Source organism: Streptomyces ovatisporus, from assembly GCF_042653885.1.
In the GTDB taxonomy this organism is placed as follows: domain Bacteria; phylum Actinomycetota; class Actinomycetes; order Streptomycetales; family Streptomycetaceae; genus Streptomyces; species Streptomyces ovatisporus.
Genome location: NZ_JBHSFH010000006.1, coordinates 430,391 through 446,056, shown reverse-complemented (window position 1 = coordinate 446,056; position 15,666 = coordinate 430,391). Strand labels below are relative to the sequence as shown.

Annotated in this window: 17 protein-coding genes; 11 read left to right on the top strand and 6 right to left on the bottom strand. The window is 71.5% G+C overall.

The window, feature by feature from the left end:
* The first annotated feature begins 39 nt into the window (after positions 1–39).
* Positions 40–858 (top strand): Rossmann-fold NAD(P)-binding domain-containing protein, encoded by an 819-nt coding sequence (locus tag ACFPA8_RS13230; RefSeq protein ID WP_386447281.1) that lies wholly within the window; start codon positions 40–42, stop codon positions 856–858.
* A 247-nt stretch (positions 859–1,105) separates the two neighbouring features.
* Positions 1,106–1,615, top strand: coding sequence for a hypothetical protein (locus ACFPA8_RS13225; protein WP_386447278.1), 510 nt, complete (start codon positions 1,106–1,108; stop codon positions 1,613–1,615).
* A gap of 219 nt (positions 1,616–1,834) precedes the next feature.
* Here ACFPA8_RS13225 and ACFPA8_RS13220 read toward each other — a convergent pair whose 3' ends face one another.
* The 4 genes from ACFPA8_RS13220 to ACFPA8_RS13205 form a co-directional block, all read right to left on the bottom strand.
* A complete protein-coding gene (locus ACFPA8_RS13220; RefSeq protein WP_386447275.1) occupies positions 1,835–2,602 on the bottom strand; it encodes a phosphatase PAP2 family protein in 768 nt (255 codons plus the stop codon).
* Positions 2,603–2,635: 33 nt separating this feature from the next.
* Positions 2,636–3,574, bottom strand: coding sequence for a M56 family metallopeptidase (locus ACFPA8_RS13215; RefSeq protein WP_386447272.1), 939 nt, complete (start codon positions 3,572–3,574; stop codon positions 2,636–2,638).
* A 65-nt stretch (positions 3,575–3,639) separates the two neighbouring features.
* Positions 3,640–4,299, bottom strand: a complete 660-nt coding sequence (locus ACFPA8_RS13210) for a DUF5134 domain-containing protein (protein ID WP_386447269.1) — start codon at positions 4,297–4,299, stop codon at positions 3,640–3,642.
* Positions 4,300–4,478: 179 nt separating this feature from the next.
* Entirely contained in the window at positions 4,479–4,871 is a 393-nt protein-coding gene (locus ACFPA8_RS13205) for a VOC family protein (protein WP_386447266.1), read from the bottom strand.
* 58 nt (positions 4,872–4,929) lie between these two features.
* Here ACFPA8_RS13205 and ACFPA8_RS13200 point away from each other — a divergent pair, with 58 nt between their 5' ends.
* Entirely contained in the window at positions 4,930–5,487 is a 558-nt protein-coding gene (locus ACFPA8_RS13200; protein WP_386447664.1) for a GNAT family N-acetyltransferase, read from the top strand.
* Here ACFPA8_RS13200 and ACFPA8_RS13195 read toward each other — a convergent pair.
* The gene (locus ACFPA8_RS13195) at positions 5,459–6,142 is read right to left on the bottom strand and encodes a glycerophosphodiester phosphodiesterase (protein WP_386447263.1); all 684 of its coding nucleotides are present in this window, start codon (positions 6,140–6,142) and stop codon (positions 5,459–5,461) included. The genes ACFPA8_RS13200 and ACFPA8_RS13195 overlap by 29 nt on opposite strands.
* Before the next feature lie 231 nt (positions 6,143–6,373).
* On the opposite strand from ACFPA8_RS13195, the gene ACFPA8_RS13190 reads away from it, so the two are divergent.
* The 4 genes from ACFPA8_RS13190 to ACFPA8_RS13175 all read left to right on the top strand — a co-directional run bounded on the left by ACFPA8_RS13190 (position 6,374) and on the right by ACFPA8_RS13175 (position 10,840).
* The gene (locus ACFPA8_RS13190) at positions 6,374–7,390 is read left to right on the top strand and encodes an alpha/beta hydrolase fold domain-containing protein (protein WP_386447260.1); all 1,017 of its coding nucleotides are present in this window, start codon (positions 6,374–6,376) and stop codon (positions 7,388–7,390) included.
* Positions 7,391–7,470: 80 nt separating this feature from the next.
* Positions 7,471–8,868: a DUF6421 family protein gene (locus ACFPA8_RS13185; protein ID WP_386447257.1), complete on the top strand. Its 1,398-nt coding sequence runs from the start codon at positions 7,471–7,473 to the stop codon at positions 8,866–8,868.
* Positions 8,869–9,002: 134 nt separating this feature from the next.
* A complete protein-coding gene (locus ACFPA8_RS13180; protein WP_386447254.1) occupies positions 9,003–9,782 on the top strand; it encodes an SDR family NAD(P)-dependent oxidoreductase in 780 nt (259 codons plus the stop codon).
* Positions 9,779–10,840 carry a threonine aldolase family protein gene (locus ACFPA8_RS13175; RefSeq protein WP_386447661.1) on the top strand — a complete coding sequence of 354 codons (1,062 nt, stop codon included), beginning with the start codon at positions 9,779–9,781 and terminating at the stop codon, positions 10,838–10,840. Before ACFPA8_RS13180 ends, ACFPA8_RS13175 begins: the two co-directional genes overlap by 4 nt.
* A 77-nt stretch (positions 10,841–10,917) precedes the next feature.
* Here ACFPA8_RS13175 and ACFPA8_RS13170 read toward each other — a convergent pair whose 3' ends face one another.
* Positions 10,918–11,637: a lysophospholipid acyltransferase family protein gene (locus tag ACFPA8_RS13170; protein WP_386447251.1), complete on the bottom strand. Its 720-nt coding sequence runs from the start codon at positions 11,635–11,637 to the stop codon at positions 10,918–10,920.
* A 281-nt stretch (positions 11,638–11,918) separates the two neighbouring features.
* Between ACFPA8_RS13170 and ACFPA8_RS13165 the strand changes: the two genes are divergently transcribed.
* The 4 genes from ACFPA8_RS13165 (at position 11,919) to ACFPA8_RS13150 (ending at position 15,622) form a co-directional block, all read left to right on the top strand.
* Entirely contained in the window at positions 11,919–12,308 is a 390-nt protein-coding gene (locus ACFPA8_RS13165) for a TlpA family protein disulfide reductase (RefSeq protein ID WP_386447248.1), read from the top strand.
* A gap of 319 nt (positions 12,309–12,627) precedes the next feature.
* On the top strand, positions 12,628–13,416 hold the full coding sequence (locus ACFPA8_RS13160) for an electron transfer flavoprotein subunit beta/FixA family protein (protein WP_386447245.1): 789 nt from the start codon (positions 12,628–12,630) through the stop codon (positions 13,414–13,416).
* Positions 13,417–13,482: 66 nt separating this feature from the next.
* Positions 13,483–14,445, top strand: coding sequence for an electron transfer flavoprotein subunit alpha/FixB family protein (locus ACFPA8_RS13155; RefSeq protein WP_386447242.1), 963 nt, complete (start codon positions 13,483–13,485; stop codon positions 14,443–14,445).
* 166 nt (positions 14,446–14,611) lie between these two features.
* Positions 14,612–15,622 carry an NAD-dependent epimerase/dehydratase family protein gene (locus tag ACFPA8_RS13150; protein WP_386447240.1) on the top strand — a complete coding sequence of 337 codons (1,011 nt, stop codon included), beginning with the start codon at positions 14,612–14,614 and terminating at the stop codon, positions 15,620–15,622.
* Positions 15,623–15,666: the final 44 nt, after the last annotated feature.

The following is a 15,666-nucleotide window of genomic DNA, read 5'->3' as shown; positions in this document are numbered from 1 at the left end:
TGACGCCGCCTTGCCAGTGCCCGGTGATTGGGTGGCGGCATGGCTGATGACACGACTCTTGTTCTCGGAGCCACCGGCACGACCGGACGGCGTGTGACCGCCGGGCTGCGCGCCGCGGGTCTCCCGGTCCGGGCGGCCTCCCGGCGGGGCGACGTCACCTTCGACTGGGCGGAGCGCGACACGTGGGAACCCGCGATCGGCTCGGCCTCCCGCATGTGGCTCATGGCCCCCGAGGACACCGCGGTGGACCCGGAGTTCGTGCACTGCGCGGTGCAGCGGGGCGTCCGTCGGATCGTGCTGCTCTCCAGCAGAGGGATCGAGACGATGGGCGACGAACGCCTGCAGGCGGCTGAGCGGACGGTGAGCGAATCGGGCGTCGAGTGGACGATCGTCCGGCCGGACTGGTTCGACCAGAACTTCGACGAAGGGTTCTGCCTGCCCCAGGTCCTCGCCGGTGAGGTCTTCCTCCCGCTCGGCGGCATGCGTCAGGTGTTCGTCGACGCGGACGACATCGCCGCTGCCGCCGTCGTCGCCCTGACGGAGGACGGTCATGCGGGACGCACGTACGAGCTCACCGGGCCGGAGGCGCTCTCCTTCGCCGACGCGGTGGACGTCATCGGCGAGGCATCCGGCCGCACCGTGCGGTTCCACGGCGGGGAAGAGGAGTTCGCCGCCGCGCTGGAATCCGCGGGCACGCCACGCGAGGTCACGGACGGCATGCTGTCGGCCTTCGCGGCGCTGCGCGGCAAGGGCGACTCCGAACCCAACGACACCGTGCGGCAGTTGACGGGACGTGAGCCGAAGAGCTTCGCCCGCTACGCCGCGGAGGCAGCCGCTCGCGGCGTATGGAAGCCCTGACACGGTCCGGCGGTCGGTGCTGTGCCGGGGGCTCCCGGTAAGCGCTGACCGCGCAGCGCCCGGCTCCTGACCGGCGCCTGCCCGTGGCGGTGCCTGCCGGTCAACTGCCGGTTCGTTCCTCAGTGTTGCCTGCTGCCCGCATCCGTAGAATGCTGAACGAACACGGTGAGGCCGGCGTGGCCGCGGAAAGGGCTTGTCCGGTCCCGTTGTACGGCGATCCCCCGTCCGCAGCTCACAGGGAGAGCTCATGTCGTTAGCGGTGGTCTCGCTCATCTGGGACGCGAAGTCCTCCTCCGGTTCGCAGCGCGTGTCGTACGACGACGACGGTTACCACCTGGTCCGCTTCCCGTACGACGGGGAGTCCTACGACCCGTGGAAGATGCACGACCCCGACAACGGAGGCGGCGACTCCGAGGATTTCCCGCACGCCCGGTCCGGGCTGATCTACCCCAGCCATGAGGGCTGGGGCGTCCTCTCCGCGATGGTCCACTGGGAGAAGGACGGCGATCCGCACGAGTACCGCGCCCGTTTCGTCCGCGATCCGCTCGGCGACGGCTACGACTCGACGGCGACGAGTGATGCGGCGGAGACGGGTGGCGGCCAGTACAAGTCGTACGTGTGGCAGTTCTTCGTCCATCCGGAGACGCCGCTCGGGCTGAAGGTCTCCGCACGCGGCACGGGGGACACGAAGGTCGCCACGCCCCTGATGCACGCCCAGTTCAAACTCGCCATCCACACGGACGTGATGGAGCCCTGACCGGCGCTGCGACCGGGAAGGTCGAGCGTCCGGCAGACCTTCCCGGCCACAGCACTGGGGCACGTCGTTTGGATCTTCGCGGGCTCGCGACGCCCGGCCCGCCCATCTGCTGCGTTGTCGGACTCGCCCGAGTACGCCCAGTACGAGGGCGATCCTCCGCCTGGCATCTGGACGCACCGGACGCCGCTCGCCGACCCACGAAGATCCAAACGACGCACCCTAGCCGGAGGCGTCACGCGCTGCAGGCGCGGCCTCGTTGTGCCCATGGGGCTTCCAGGTGAAGCGCTGAAGCAGCGTGTACCACGCCCCGATGGCCGCAGCGGCGAGAGCGACCCCCAGCATCGCGCCGACGAGCGTGTCCGTCGGCCAGTGGACGCCGAGCACGATCCGCGTCAGGCACACCCCGAGGACGGACACGAGCCCCAGCACCGGAACGATCCGCTGCGCGGGAGCCGGGGCACCGAACTCCCGTACCAGCCACACCACCAGCGTGCAGGTGACCGCCGCCGTCATCGCATGCCCGGAGGGCATCGCCGCGTAATGCGCCGAGTCGACGGGGTGCTCCCACTGGGGACGTTCACGGTCGAGCACGGCCTTGAGGCTCTGCTGAACTCCCGTACCGACAGCGGACGTCGCCACGCACCACACGGCGAGCAGCGTCTCCCCGCGGCGCAGCCACAGCCACAGCGCGGCCGCGGCGATCAGCAGCCGCATGGTCACCGGGTCCCACACCCAGTCGGTGAGGACGCGGTTGGCCTCGGTCAGGGCGGGATGGGCGAGAGCCCGTGCGTGCATCCAGTCGGCCACACCCTCGTCGACGTCGAGCAGCGGCTGCCAGGCCAGTGCGACGAGCACGACGAGGGTGGCCGAGGCGCCCGTCAGCCCGAGTGCGGCGCACAGCCACGGCCCCCTGGAAGGGGCCGAGCCCGACGGGCCGGAGCCGGACGCGGAGGGGCCGGACGCGGAGGGAACGTGGAGCGGTCGCATGTCTCGATCTTCACCTGAGGAAGGGCCGTTGGGCTATCGCAGCGCGGAGAGCCCCGGCACGAAAGCCACCAGCAACGGCACCGCGGGAACCAGCGCAGCCGCGGCCGTCATCCGCAGACGGCGCGCCACCGGCGGCCGGGGCGGCGCCGTGAGCAGGCGGTGCACCCGGTGCGGGACCTGGGCCAGCGGCGTGGGGCACGGTCCGAACACGCCGCGCTCCTCGTTGAGTTCGACCAGTGCGAGAGCGATCGTGAGGCGCCCGAAGCGGCGTGACGCGGTGTCGTCCGCCGCCATCTCGACCAGGGTGTGCACCTGGTCGCGGAAGGCGGCGAACACCGGAACCCGGGGGAAGCCCACCGCCAGCGCGGACGAGCAGTGCAGCAGCCAGTCGTGCCGGGCCCGTGCGTGGCCCTGCTCGTGCTCCAGGACCGCATCCAGCTGGCGGCCTCTCAGGCGGCGCAGCGCGGCCGTGGTGATCACCAGTCGGGGTGCGCTGCCCGGCAGCCACCAGGCGCCGGGCTTGGCGCCTTCCAGTACGACGAGACGGTCGCCTTCGGAGGGTTCCTCACCGGGCAGCCGGGGTGCGCGCTCGCGCAGTTCGGCACGGCGCCGGCGGCGCCGCGTCCGGGCTTCGTGCACCTCGCGCAGCAGCATCGCCCCCGTCCACGCGCCGCCGCAGGCGAGCAGTACGGCGAGCAGCCCGGCCCAGGGCCCGGACGAGCCCAGTGCGTACGCCTCTTCGACGCCGCTCGGCGCCGGCGCGAAGACGTGGGCCCGTACGGCCTGCCAGGCGGCTGCGGCGGAGAAGGCCATGGCCAGCACGCAGCACAGCAGCACCGCGGCGACCACGCACTGCCACATCCACAGTCCCAGCACCGGCTCCCGCTCGGGCCAGGAGGAGCGCGCGAGTACGCGGGGGGCCACGGCAGCGGCCAGTCCGGCCAGAACGAGCAGCGCCAACGGGAGCGTCATGAGTCACACACTATGAGCCGTCCGCTACGGAGTGGTACGCCTGCCTCGGCGAAGTGACGGACGCCTCACATCACGAGCAGCATGGTCAACATGCCGGTTCCCATGGCCACTCGGCATGCGCCGGCCAGCGCGGGAGCGCCGTGCGCGGTGCAGGGCGGAGGGTGACGGCCGCTCCCGGCGGCGGTTGCCACGCCGGGAGACGGGTCGAGGCCGGTACCGCCGCCGTGGCCGGCCGGAGCGGGCAGCAGCCGCAGACCTGTGCGCAGCACGTACGCCGCGAAGTACGCGAGAAGCACACCGCTCAGCAGGGGCGCTGCGGCGGTGGGCGCTCCGGATGCCGTGTGGGCGTGGCCGGTGCCCCCCGTCTGCGTGCCCGGCATGGCAGCAGCCAGGTAGACCATGGACAGAGCGCCGAGAAGGTGGTGGAGATGGTGCGCGCTGCTGCGCGCCGATCGATCCCCCGGCTCCCGCAGCCGCGTCCGCAGAAGTCCCAGCTCCCAAGCGGCCACCACCCCGAACACCACAATGAAGACGAACGGGGGGACGGCCGCTGCGGGCAGGGTGCCGGACAGCGCCATCGCTGCCATCCCCGACCCCATCAGGGCCTCGCTCCGGGCAGCGCTCCGCTGCATCCCCCCGGCCCTCCGCGCCCGCAGCAGACACGCTCCCCCCGTCACGGCGCAGAGCGCCGCCAGCAGCAAGCCGACCGCTGCCGAGCTGTGCATCGCCGACCTCCCCGTCCGTCCAGGAGGAGGCTGCCCGGCCTGTCACCTCCGCACGGGAGCGCACGGTCGCACGGGGGAGCGCCCGGCTGCGTCCGTGACGGGCGCCCGGCGGCGGACCGGCCGCGCCGCCGCGGGCGCGCACGGTCGCACACCCTCCGGCGCGCCGAGGGGACGGCTTTTCAGATGCCCGGCCGGTAGCGCATCGGGTGGTCCTCGGGGACCTCGACGACGCAGATGCGCACCCCGTCCGGATCGGCGATCCACATCTCGACGAGCCCCCACGGCTCCTTCACAGGAGGCCGGAGCACCTCCGCACCCGCCGCCGCCAGTTCGCGGTGCGCGGCCCCGGCGTCCTGCACCTGGAGCCACAGCTGGAGACCCGGTGAGGGCGGGGCGTCGGAACGGCCGGAGACCTCCAGGAACCCTCCGCCGAGGAAGTAGACCGTGCCGCGTTCCGTCCCGGTCCCGAACTCGCGGTGGACTGCGAGGCCCAGCGTCTGTCCGTAGAAGGTCCGTGTCCGCTCGGGATCGGTCGGCCGCAGAAGGAGCCTGCTGCTCAGTACGTGCACCATGCCTGCCGACCCTATTCGCGCGGGCGCCGTATTAAGGTCGCTCACCATGGAGAACGTCATGGAGCCCGCGCCCCCGGCAGGCGAACTGACTTTCCGGGCCGCCACCGAGGAGGACGTTCCTTCTCTCGTGGCGCTCGTGGAGTCCGCCTACCGCGGTGACGCCAGCCGCGCCGGGTGGACGACGGAGGCGGATCTTCTGGAGGGGCAGCGCACCGACCCGGAGGGCGTGGCCGCCGTGGTCGGCGACCCGGACAGCATCCTGCTGACCGCGGAGCGCGCGGGGCTGCTGGTGGCGTGCTGTCAGCTCGAACGGCGCGGCGCGGAAGCCTACTTCGGGATGTTCGCCGTACGTCCCGGGCTTCAGGGCACCGGCCTCGGCAAGGTCGTGCTCGCCGAGGCGGAGCGCACCGTACGGGCGGAGTGGGGTGCCCGTGAGATGCAGATGACGGTGATCCGTCAGCGGGAGGACCTGATCGCCTGGTACGAGCGCCGTGGTTACGCCCGCACCGGCAGGCTCAGCCCCTTCCCCTACGGCGACGAGCGGTTCGGCATCCCGCAGCGCTCCGACCTCGCCTTCGAGCTGCTGGTCAAGCCTCTCGCGCCGCAGCCCTCTTGATCTCCGGCATATCGGTCACCACGCCGTCGAGTCCCAGCTCGCGGACGCGGGCGAGGTCCTCGTCGGTGTTGACCGTCCAGCTGATGACCTTGATCCCGTGGGCGTGGCACTGTTCGACCGTCTCCCGCTCCAGCCACCGCAGTTCGCAGGAGACCATCACGGCGCCGAGCTCACGTGCCCGCTCGGGTGCCGTGGGCGTGGAGCGGCCGGTGACCAGGACGAGCGGCATCTCGGGCAGATGGGCGCGGACCTCGCGCAGGGCCTCGTCGTGGAAGGAGATGACGGTGACCCTGTCGTGCAGCCCGAGCTCGTCGATCACTCCGGCCAGTACGCGCGCGGCGGCCCTGTCCTTGATCTCCGCCTGCAGCGGCGCCCGTACGGCCTCCACGACCTCCCGGAAGACGGGGATGCGCTCGCCCTGCCCGGCGTCCAGCAGGCGGAGTTCGGCGAGGGTGAAGTCGCCGATCGGGCCCGAACTGTCCGTGGTGCGCGCGACGTCGGCGTCGTGCATCACCACCAGCTCCCCGTCCTTGCTCAGGTGCAGGTCCAGTTCGATGACGTCGAAGCCTTCGTGCTCGGCGCGTACGAAGGACCGCAGGGTGTTCTCGGGCTCCACGCCCATCACTCCGCGGTGGCCGACGGTGAGCAGTGACACGGCGCGCTCTCGCTTTCCTGTGGTGACGGCGCACGGGGGCACGTGCGCGCCGCACAGACTAACGGCCCCGCCGCGGCTCCTCCGGTGCGCATGCGCCGTACCGAGGGGCCGTACGTCCGAGGACCTGTCCGCGAGGGGGTGCGACCGCGGGACGTATCCGCACCCGGGTCGGGCGCATCCGGCGGACGCGGTGCCTGGCAGCCCGCACACGCGAGTTGAAGGAGCAGACACATGACCGAGACGGCCTCTTCCGGACCCGAACGCCTGGCCCCGGGAGCCCGCGCGCTGATGGAGGCGATGACCGCCGTCTTCCCGGACGTGGGGAGCACGGTGACGGACGCCGCGGAAGCCCGCCGCATACTCGCCGGCACGATGCCCCCGCCGACGGGGAACCCCGCCGTGGGACAGGTGGAGGACCGCACGGTTCCCGGCCCCGAGGGCGCCCCCGAACTGCCCGTACGGATCTACCGGCCCCACAGCGAGGGGCGGGGCGGCGGTGCGGCTGTGCCGACGGTCGTCTTCTTCCACGGCGGCGGCTGGGTCCTGGGCGGTCTCGACAGCCATGACACGACGGCCCGGAGCATGTGCCTCGCGTCGGGCGCGGTGGTGGTCTCCGTGGACTACCGGCTCGCACCGGAGGCGCGTTTCCCCGAGCCGGCCGAGGACGCCTACGCGGCCGTGTGCTGGGCCTCGGAGCACATCGGTCAGCTGGGCGGCGATCCGCGGGCCCTGCTCGTCGCCGGGGACAGCGCGGGCGGGAATCTCGCGGCGGTCTGCACCCTGATGTCGCGGGACCGCAGCGGTCCGCGCATCGACCACCAGTCGCTGATCTATCCCTCCACCGACCCGGGGGCGCGCACGCCGTCCCGTAAGGCCAACGCGCGGGGCTACTTCCTCACCGAGGACGCCATGCGCTGGTTCGGGGCGCAGTACTTCGGTCCCGGCGCCGACCTCGGACATCCCTACGCGGCGCCGCTCCGCGCCGACCTGCGGGGGCTGCCGCCCGCGCACGTGGTCACGGCCGGCTGCGACCCGCTGTGCGACGAGGGCCGGCTGTACGCCGCCAAGCTCGCGGAGGCCGGAGTACCGGTGACCGAGGCGCATTTCCCGGGAATGTTCCACGGCTTCCTGGGGGTGGGGCATCTGCTGCCGGACGCTCTCGAAGCCATGGCAGGACTGGGCAAAGTCATCGCCGCGACAGCCTCTGACAGGAAGATCGACGGTCAGGAGGGGGGTTCTGGCGGATGATTTACGGCGCCTCCACTTGAGAGGGCGCTCTGGCCCGGCTACCGTTTAGTCACGCCAGGTTCTTTCGTGGAGGGGTAGTCATGACGGAAATTCTTTCGTCCAAGACCGAGGCCGGCGGGGGTACGTCCGACGAGCGCGTGGTCGAACACCCGGCATGGGCCGTACTGAAGGACTCGGTGGAGGCGATCCGTCCGGCCCAGTCCGAGGACGGCTCGATCGACTTCGAAGCGGAGGACGCACCCTCCCGCACCGCCGTGGAGACCGAGGTGGCGCAGGTCTGCACCGCGATACGGGACCTGTCCGCGCTCCTGCCCCACGACGCCGAGTACCACGAGGCGCTCGTCACCGACCTGCGCCGCTGGGCCGAGAGCGGCTTCGGCATACCCGACTTCCTCGACTCCCTGCTCGCCTTCCAGCCGGCCCAGAACCGCCGGGACGGGCTTCAGCACCTGGTCGTCTTCCCGATGTACACGCAGAACGGCAACCCGGACCGCAACCTGGAAGCGGTCGTGCTGCGCATGGTCTGGCCCGACTGGCTCGCCGAACTCGAGCGCACCCGCTACGACAACCCCCTCTTCTGCGGCATCACCTTCGAGGACTTCACCTCCGGGTACGACACCAACTCCGCAGTGCTCTTCCCGGAGACCGTGGCCGTCCGTGAGGCGCCCGAGCGCTTCTCGTGGGGCGGCATCTTCTGCGACCGGGAAGCCGCCCGGTTCCGGCGCGTCATCGACGCCGCCTGCGACGTCACCAGCCTCCGGCTCCCCGACGACGCCGGCGGACTGGTGGCCGACCAGGCGCGCTGCCAGCAGACCTTCGTGCTGTGGGACATGATCCACGACCGCACCCACAGCCACGGCGACCTGCCCTTCGACCCGTTCATGATCAAGCAGCGGCAGCCGTTCTGGATGTACGGCCTGGAGGAGCTGCGCTGCGATCTGACGGCTTTCCACGAGGGCGTGCGGCTGGAGGCGGACGGCTATGCGCAGGGCCGCGACGTGCAGTACGCGGTGCTGCTCGACCGGCTCTTCCGCTTCCCGGTCACCGGTGAACGCAACCGCAACTACGACGGCCTGGGCGGCCAGCTCCTCTTCGCCTACCTCCACCAGCACGACGCGCTGCGCTGGAGGGACAACAAGCTCGCCATGGACTGGGACCGCGCCCGGGAGGTGACGGTGCGCCTGCGGGAGGAGATCGAGGCGCTCTACCGTGCGGGCATCGACCGTCCGAAGCTCGTGCACTGGTTCAAGGCATACGAGCTGGTCTCCACCTACCTCGCCCCGCACCCCGGCTCGAAGTGGGCCCAGGGGCCGGAGGCGCTCGACCTGAGCCTGCCGCCCCGCAAACTCGTGGACGACGTGCTTCCGGACGAGTTTCCGCTGAGCATGTTCTACGAGGCCCTCGCGAAGAAGCTCCGTTCCGTGATCGCATCGACCAAGGGCATCACGGCGGAGGCCCCCGCCCTCGCCGCGGCCTGACCGGCAGCGCCGGTGCGACCGCACGCAGGTTGCACGGCGCACCGGCCCGGCAGGCGGGCACGACAGCACCACGCACGCGGTGCCACTGCGACCCGGTGGCGCAGCGGGGCGTCCAGGACCAGGAGGCAGCAGGCATGACCAGCACGACGGCACGTGGGAACCAGGGCAACGGCAAGGGCAGCCTCGAAGGCTCCGTCGTCGCCGTCGCCGGGGCGGCCGGGCCCGCAGGAGCGGCGGCGCTCCTGCGTCTCGCCGAGGAGGGAGCCACGGTGGTCGCCGCCGACGCGGACGCCGAACGCCTGGCGCAGGCCGTCGACGCCGCCCGGTTCGCACACGGGGGTGCGAGCGTCACCGGTGACACCGTCGACCTGCTGGACGTGGCCGCCGCCCGCGAGTGGGCGGCCCGCACGGAGAAGGAGTTCGGGCGCGTCGACGGCCTCGTGCATCTCGTGGGCGGCTGGCGGGGCTCGTCGTCGTTCGCCGACACCGACCTCGCCGACTGGGACGCGCTGCACAGCCTGCTGATCCGTACCGTCCAGCACACCTCCCTCGCCTTCGAGGGAGCCCTCAGGCGCAGTGGGAACGGCCGCTACCTCCTGGTCAGCGCGGCAGGCGCGAGCAACCCCACAGCAGGCAACGCGGCCTACTCCGCCGCAAAGGCCGCCGCCGAGGCATGGACCCTGGCGCTCGCCGACGCCTTCCGCAAGGCCGGGGGCGATGCGGGCCCCTCGGCGGCTGCTGCCATCCTGGTCGTCAAGGCGCTCGTGCACGACCAGATGCGCGCGGACCGCCCGAACGCCAAGTTCGCGGGCTTCACCGACGTCAGGGAGCTGGCGGAGACCATCACCGGGACGTGGAGCAAGCCCACCGAGGAAGTGAACGGAAAACGCCTGTGGTTGACTCCGAAGCCCTGACCACCGACGCGAAGCGCCGCCACGACCCCGGGGTCCGCGGTTTCGCCAGCGACAACTACGCGGGCATGCACCCCGAGATCCTGGCGGCGCTGGCGCTGGCCAACGGCGGTCACCAGCCGGCGTACGGGGACGACGACTACACGGCCCACCTCCAGCAGACCGTCCGCAGCCATTTCGGCGCGCGCGCCCAGGTCTTCCCGGTCTTCAACGGCACCGGCGCGAACGTCGTCGCACTGCAGGCGCTCACCGACCGCTGGGGTGCGGTCATCTGCGCCGAGACCGCTCACATCAACGTCGACGAGTGCGGTGCGCCCGAGCGCGTGGGCGGCCTGAAGCTGCTCACCGTGCCGACCGAGGACGGCAAACTCACCCCGGAACTGATCGACCGCGAGGCACACGGCTGGGACGACGAGCACCGCGCGATGCCGCAGGTCGTCTCGATCACCCAGAACACCGAACTCGGCACCTGCTACACGGTCGAGGAGGTGCGGGCCATCTGCGAGCACGCGCACGAGCGCGGCATGAAGGTCCACCTCGACGGTGCCCGCATCGCGAACGCGGCGGCGTCACTGGACGTGCCCATGCGCGCCTTCACCAACGCCGCGGGCGTCGACCTGCTCTCCCTGGGCGGCACCAAGAACGGAATGCTCTTCGGCGAGGCCGTGATCGTCCTCGACCCCGGGGCGGTCCGGGCGATGAAGCACCTGCGCAAGCTGTCCATGCAGCTGGCCTCCAAGATGCGGTTCATATCCGTGCAGTGGGACGCGCTGCTGGCCGGTGACCTCTGGCTGCGCAACGCCCGTCACGCCAACGCGATGGCGCAGCGCCTCGCCGAGGGCGTCAAGAGCGTCGACGGAGTCGAGATCCTCTATCCCGTACAGGCCAACGCCGTCTTCGCGCGCCTCCCGCACGAGGTGAGCGAACGTCTGCAGAAGCGCTTCCGCTTCTACTTCTGGGACGAGGCGGCCGGCGACGTGCGCTGGATGTGCTCCTTCGACACGACCGAGGAAGACGTCGACGGGTTCCTCGCGGCGCTGCGCGAGGAGATGGGCCGCTGAGCCAGGCGCCCGGGAACGGCCGGACCGGCGGCAACGGCGCACCGGCGACGCGGTGCGCCGACCGTCGTCGCGTCGCGCTACATGGACTGCGCCTCCGCGGGCGTCGGCGCCGTACCGCCCATGTGCGCGGGCAGCCACCACTTGTCGTTGTCGTCCTTGGGCACCGCGGGGTAGGCGCGCTGCGCCGCCTCCAGCATCTCCTGTACGCGCTCTCGCAGGCGGGAGGTCAGGCGCGTGACCGGCTCCTCCGCGCCGGCCTCCATCGGCTCGCCGACGCGGATGGTGACCGGGAAGTGGTTGCGTCCGAAGTCCCGTTTGCGGCCCTTGGTCCACAGCCGCTGAGTGCCCCACAGGGCCATCGGGACCAGCGGAACCCCCGCCTCCTGCGCGAGCCGTGCCGCGCCCGACTTGAAGTCCTTCAGGGTGAAGGAGCGGGAGATGGTCGCCTCGGGGAAGACGCCGATGATCTCGCCGGAGCGCAGGGAGTCCAGTGCGTGGCTGTAGGCGCCCTCACCTTTCGAACGGTCCACCGGTATGTGCTTCATCGCCCGCATCAGCGGTCCGGAGACCCTGTGCCGGAAGACGGAGTCCTTGGCCATGAAGCGCACCAGGCGCTTCGCCGGCAGGGCGGCGAGACCGGAGAAGATGAAGTCGAGATAGCTGATGTGGTTGCTGACCAGGACGGCTCCGCCCCGCCGCGGCACGTGCTCGGTCCCCTCCATGTCGAAACGCAGGTCCAGTGCCTTGAACCAGGCCCGGGCCGTGGCGATCACCGGTGGGTAGACGAGTTCTGCCATGTCGGGAGACCTTCCTTGTCGCTGCCTGGGGAGGGAGTCCCCGGCCAGGGTTGCCCACTACCTACGGACGCGTAACTTCGGCCCGTGCAAGATGGTTCCCGATGGGCAGGCGCCTGGCTACCCCGCTGCCCGTCCGGAGGGGAGATCCTCGTCACCGGTGGTGACGGAGGGGCGGGAATGCCCGTGCGTACCGCGCATGCCGCCCACTTCGGACGGCCACCGGTCCGAACGGCGGCGGCAGCAGCGACAGTCGGCATCGACGCGAGCGACAGGAGGGCGCAGTGAGCGGACGCGGGCGCGAGGACCAGCGGCGCGCAGGCGAGGACGAGCGGCGTGAAGGCAAGGACGTGGTGCTCGACCCCGCAGCCCTCGGTCTTGCCCGCCTGGGGGAGCGGGCCACGCTCGTGCACTTCTCCAGCGCCTTCTGCCAGCCGTGCCGCGCCACCCGGCGCGTCCTGGCCGAGGTCGGCGGAATGGTCGCGGGCGTGGCTCACGCCGAGATCGACGCGGAGAAGCACCTCGCGCTGGTGCGCCGGCTCCGGATCCAGGGGACACCGGCCGTACTCGTCCTGGACGCCGGGGGACGCGTGGTGCGGCGCGCGTACGGGCAGCCCCGCAGGGCGGACGTCATCGCCGCGATCGGGGCTGCGGCAAGTTCCGCGGAGCGGTGAAGAGGTGCGGTGAAGAGGTGTGGAGCGGGGCCGTTCCCGCCGGTGAGGCGGGGTGCCGTGATTGATCTCCCATCCCGGGGGCCGTTCTTGACGCTCGGAGTGCCGTATCGGCACCGTGACGGTACGCGCTCGCCCGTTCCGGCGCCGCACAGCCGCCGTGATTGAGTTGGGCATGTGTCCCGGCGCGTCATGCGTAGGCAAGGTCACAGTTCCCGGCCTTGAGTACGGGGTACGCGCTGTGTGTACTGACGAGTAATATTGAACGGGGTCCGGTTCAGCGACGGACCGGAACCGTAGGACAAGCAGTAGGAGAGCCGGCGTGAGCTTGAGGATCGTTGTCTGTGTGAAGTACGTGCCCGACGCCACCGGCGACCGGCAGTTCGCCGATGACCTGACCACTGACCGCGAGTCGGTCGACGGTCTTCTCTCGGAGCTCGACGAGTACGCAGTGGAGCAGGCGCTGCAGATCGGGGAGAACTCCGACGACGACGCGGAGATCACCGTGCTCACGGTCGGCCCCGAGGACGCCAAGGACGCCCTGCGCAAGGCGCTCTCCATGGGTGCCGACAAGGCCGTCCACGTCGAGGACGACGACCTGCACGGTACCGACGCGCTCGGCACCTCCGCGGTCCTGGCCAAGGCCATCGAGAAGACCGGGTACGACCTGGTCATGTGCGGCATGGCCTCCACCGACGGCACGATGGGCGTCCTCCCGGCTCTGCTCTCCGAGCGCCTCGGCGTGCCGCAGGTGACGCTCCTGTCCGAGGTGTCGGTCACCGACGGCAAGGTCAACGGCCGCCGTGACGGGGACGCCGCGACCGAGCAGCTGGAGGCGTCGCTGCCGGCCGTCGTCTCGGTCACCGACCTCTCCGGCGAGGCGCGTTACCCCTCCTTCAAGGGCATCATGGCGGCCAAGAAGAAGCCGGTGGAGTCCCTGGACCTGGACGACCTCGACATCGAGGCGGACGAGGTGGGACTCGAGGGTGCCTGGACCAAGGTCGAGGACGCCACGCCGCGTCCGGCACGCACCGCGGGCACGGTCGTCAAGGACGAGGGCGAGGGCGGCAAGCAGCTCGCCGAGTACCTCGCGGGCCAGAAGTTCATCTGAGCGCCCGCCTGAGCCCACGTACTCCCCGCCCGCAGAACCGCCCCACATCCCCGCAGGAGCAACCCCATGGCTGAAGTCCTTGTCTATGTCGACCACGTGGACGGTGCCGTCCGCAAGCCGACCCTCGAACTGCTGACCCTGGCCCGCCGCATCGGCGACCCGGTCGCCCTGCACCTCGGTGCCGGTGCCGAAGAGGCCGCCAAGACCCTCGGCGAGTACGGTGCGGTGAAGGTACTGGCCGCGGACGCCCCCGAGTTCGCCGACTACCTCGTCGTGCCGAAGGTCGACGCGCTGCAGGCCGCCTACGACGCCGTGTCACCGGCCGCCGTGCTGGTGCCCTCCTCCTCGGAGGGCAAGGAGATCGCCGCCCGCCTCGCGGTGCGTATCGGCTCCGGCCTCATCACCGACGCCGTCGACCTGGAGGCGGGGGACGAGGGGCCGGTGGCGTCCCAGTCCGTCTTCGCCGCCGGTTTCACCACCAAGTCCCGCGTCACCAAGGGCACTCCGGTCATCACCGTGAAGCCCAACTCCGCCGCACCTGAGGCCGCACCGGCCGCCGGCGCCGTGGAGCAGCTGTCGGTGACCTTCGGTGAGAAGTCGACCGGCACGAAGATCGTGGCGCGCACGCCGCGCGAGTCGACCGGGCGCCCGGAGCTGACCGAGGCCGCGATCGTCGTCTCGGGCGGCCGCGGCGTCAACGGTGCCGAGAACTTCCACATCATCGAGAGCCTGGCCGACTCCCTCGGCGCGGCGGTGGGCGCCTCGCGAGCCGCGGTGGACGCCGGCTGGTACCCGCACTCCAACCAGGTCGGCCAGACCGGCAAGACGGTCTCCCCGCAGCTGTACATCGCTACCGGCATCTCCGGCGCGATCCAGCACCGGGCCGGCATGCAGACGTCCAAGACCATCGTCGCCGTCAACAAGGACGCCGAGGCCCCGATCTTCGATCTGGTCGACTACGGCGTCGTGGGTGACCTCTTCGACGTCGTCCCGGCGCTGACGGAAGAGGTCAAGGCCCGCAAGGGCTGAGGCCGTTCCGCAGGCGACCGGACACTCTGCTTCCCCCGCCCCCGCACGCCGCCGGCGTGCGGGGGCGAAGCAGTTCGCGGGGGCTGGAGCGGCCCGCGCCCCTGCGTGGTTCTGCTGAGAGCAGGACGCGGCCTTGGCCGGCGGATGACCGGGCACAGTTCGGAGCATGAGACTGCTGATGCTGGGAGGGACGGGCTACGTCGGGCGGGCGGTGGCACAGGCGGCCGTGGCACGCGGCTGGCGGGTCACCGTCTTCCACCGGGGACGGCACGCGCCGCCGCCCGGAGTGGAACACGTACTGCACGGGGACCGCGACGCCGAGGGAGGCACGGCCGCTCTCCGGGGCGGCGAGTGGGACGCCGTGGTCGACACCTGGTCGGGAGCGCCGGACGCCGTACGGGCCTCGGCACGGCTCCTCGCCGAGGGCGGGGGAGCGGGCAGGTACGTCTACATCTCCAGCCGGTCGGTCTACGCCGGACCGGTCGCCGCCGGGCTGGACGAGACGGGGCCAGTGGTGGCCGCGTCGGCCGGGGACACGGCCGAGGAGACGGAGGGTGACTACGCGCGGGCCAAACGCGGCGGCGAACTCGCCACGTGCGAATCCTTCGGCGACCGCGCCCTGCTCGTACGGGCCGGGCTGATCCTCGGGCCGGGGGAGGACGTCGGGCGGCTGCCGTGGTGGCTGCTGCGCATGGCCCGTGGCGGGGCGGTGCCGGCACCGGGGCCGCGCGACCTGCCGATCCAGTACATCGACGTCCGTGATCTGGCGGAATGGGTGCTGGACGCCACGGCCCGCGGACTCTCCGGCGCCTACAACGTGGTCTCGCCGCCCGGGCACACCACCATGGGCGAGTTCCTGGAGTCGTGCGTGCGCGTCACGGGCGGCAAGGCGGAACTGCACTGGAGAAGCCCGGAATCGGTCCTCGCCGCGGGGGCCGAGCCGTGGACGGGCCTGCCCGTCTGGCTGCCGCCGGGTGCCGACTTCGACCACATGCACCGGGGTGACGTCTCGAAGGCCCTCGGCACGGGACTGCGCTGCCGTCCCGTGGGTGAGACGGTGACCGATACCTGGGCGTGGCTCCGGCAGCTGGGCGGGAAGGCTCCGCTGCGGCCGGACCGCCCGCTGAAAGGTGTGGATGCGCAGACGGAGGCAAGGCTGCTGGCGATGCCCGCGTGACGAGTGGCGATGCTCGCGTGACGAGCCCGGGGCGTGTGGTTGAC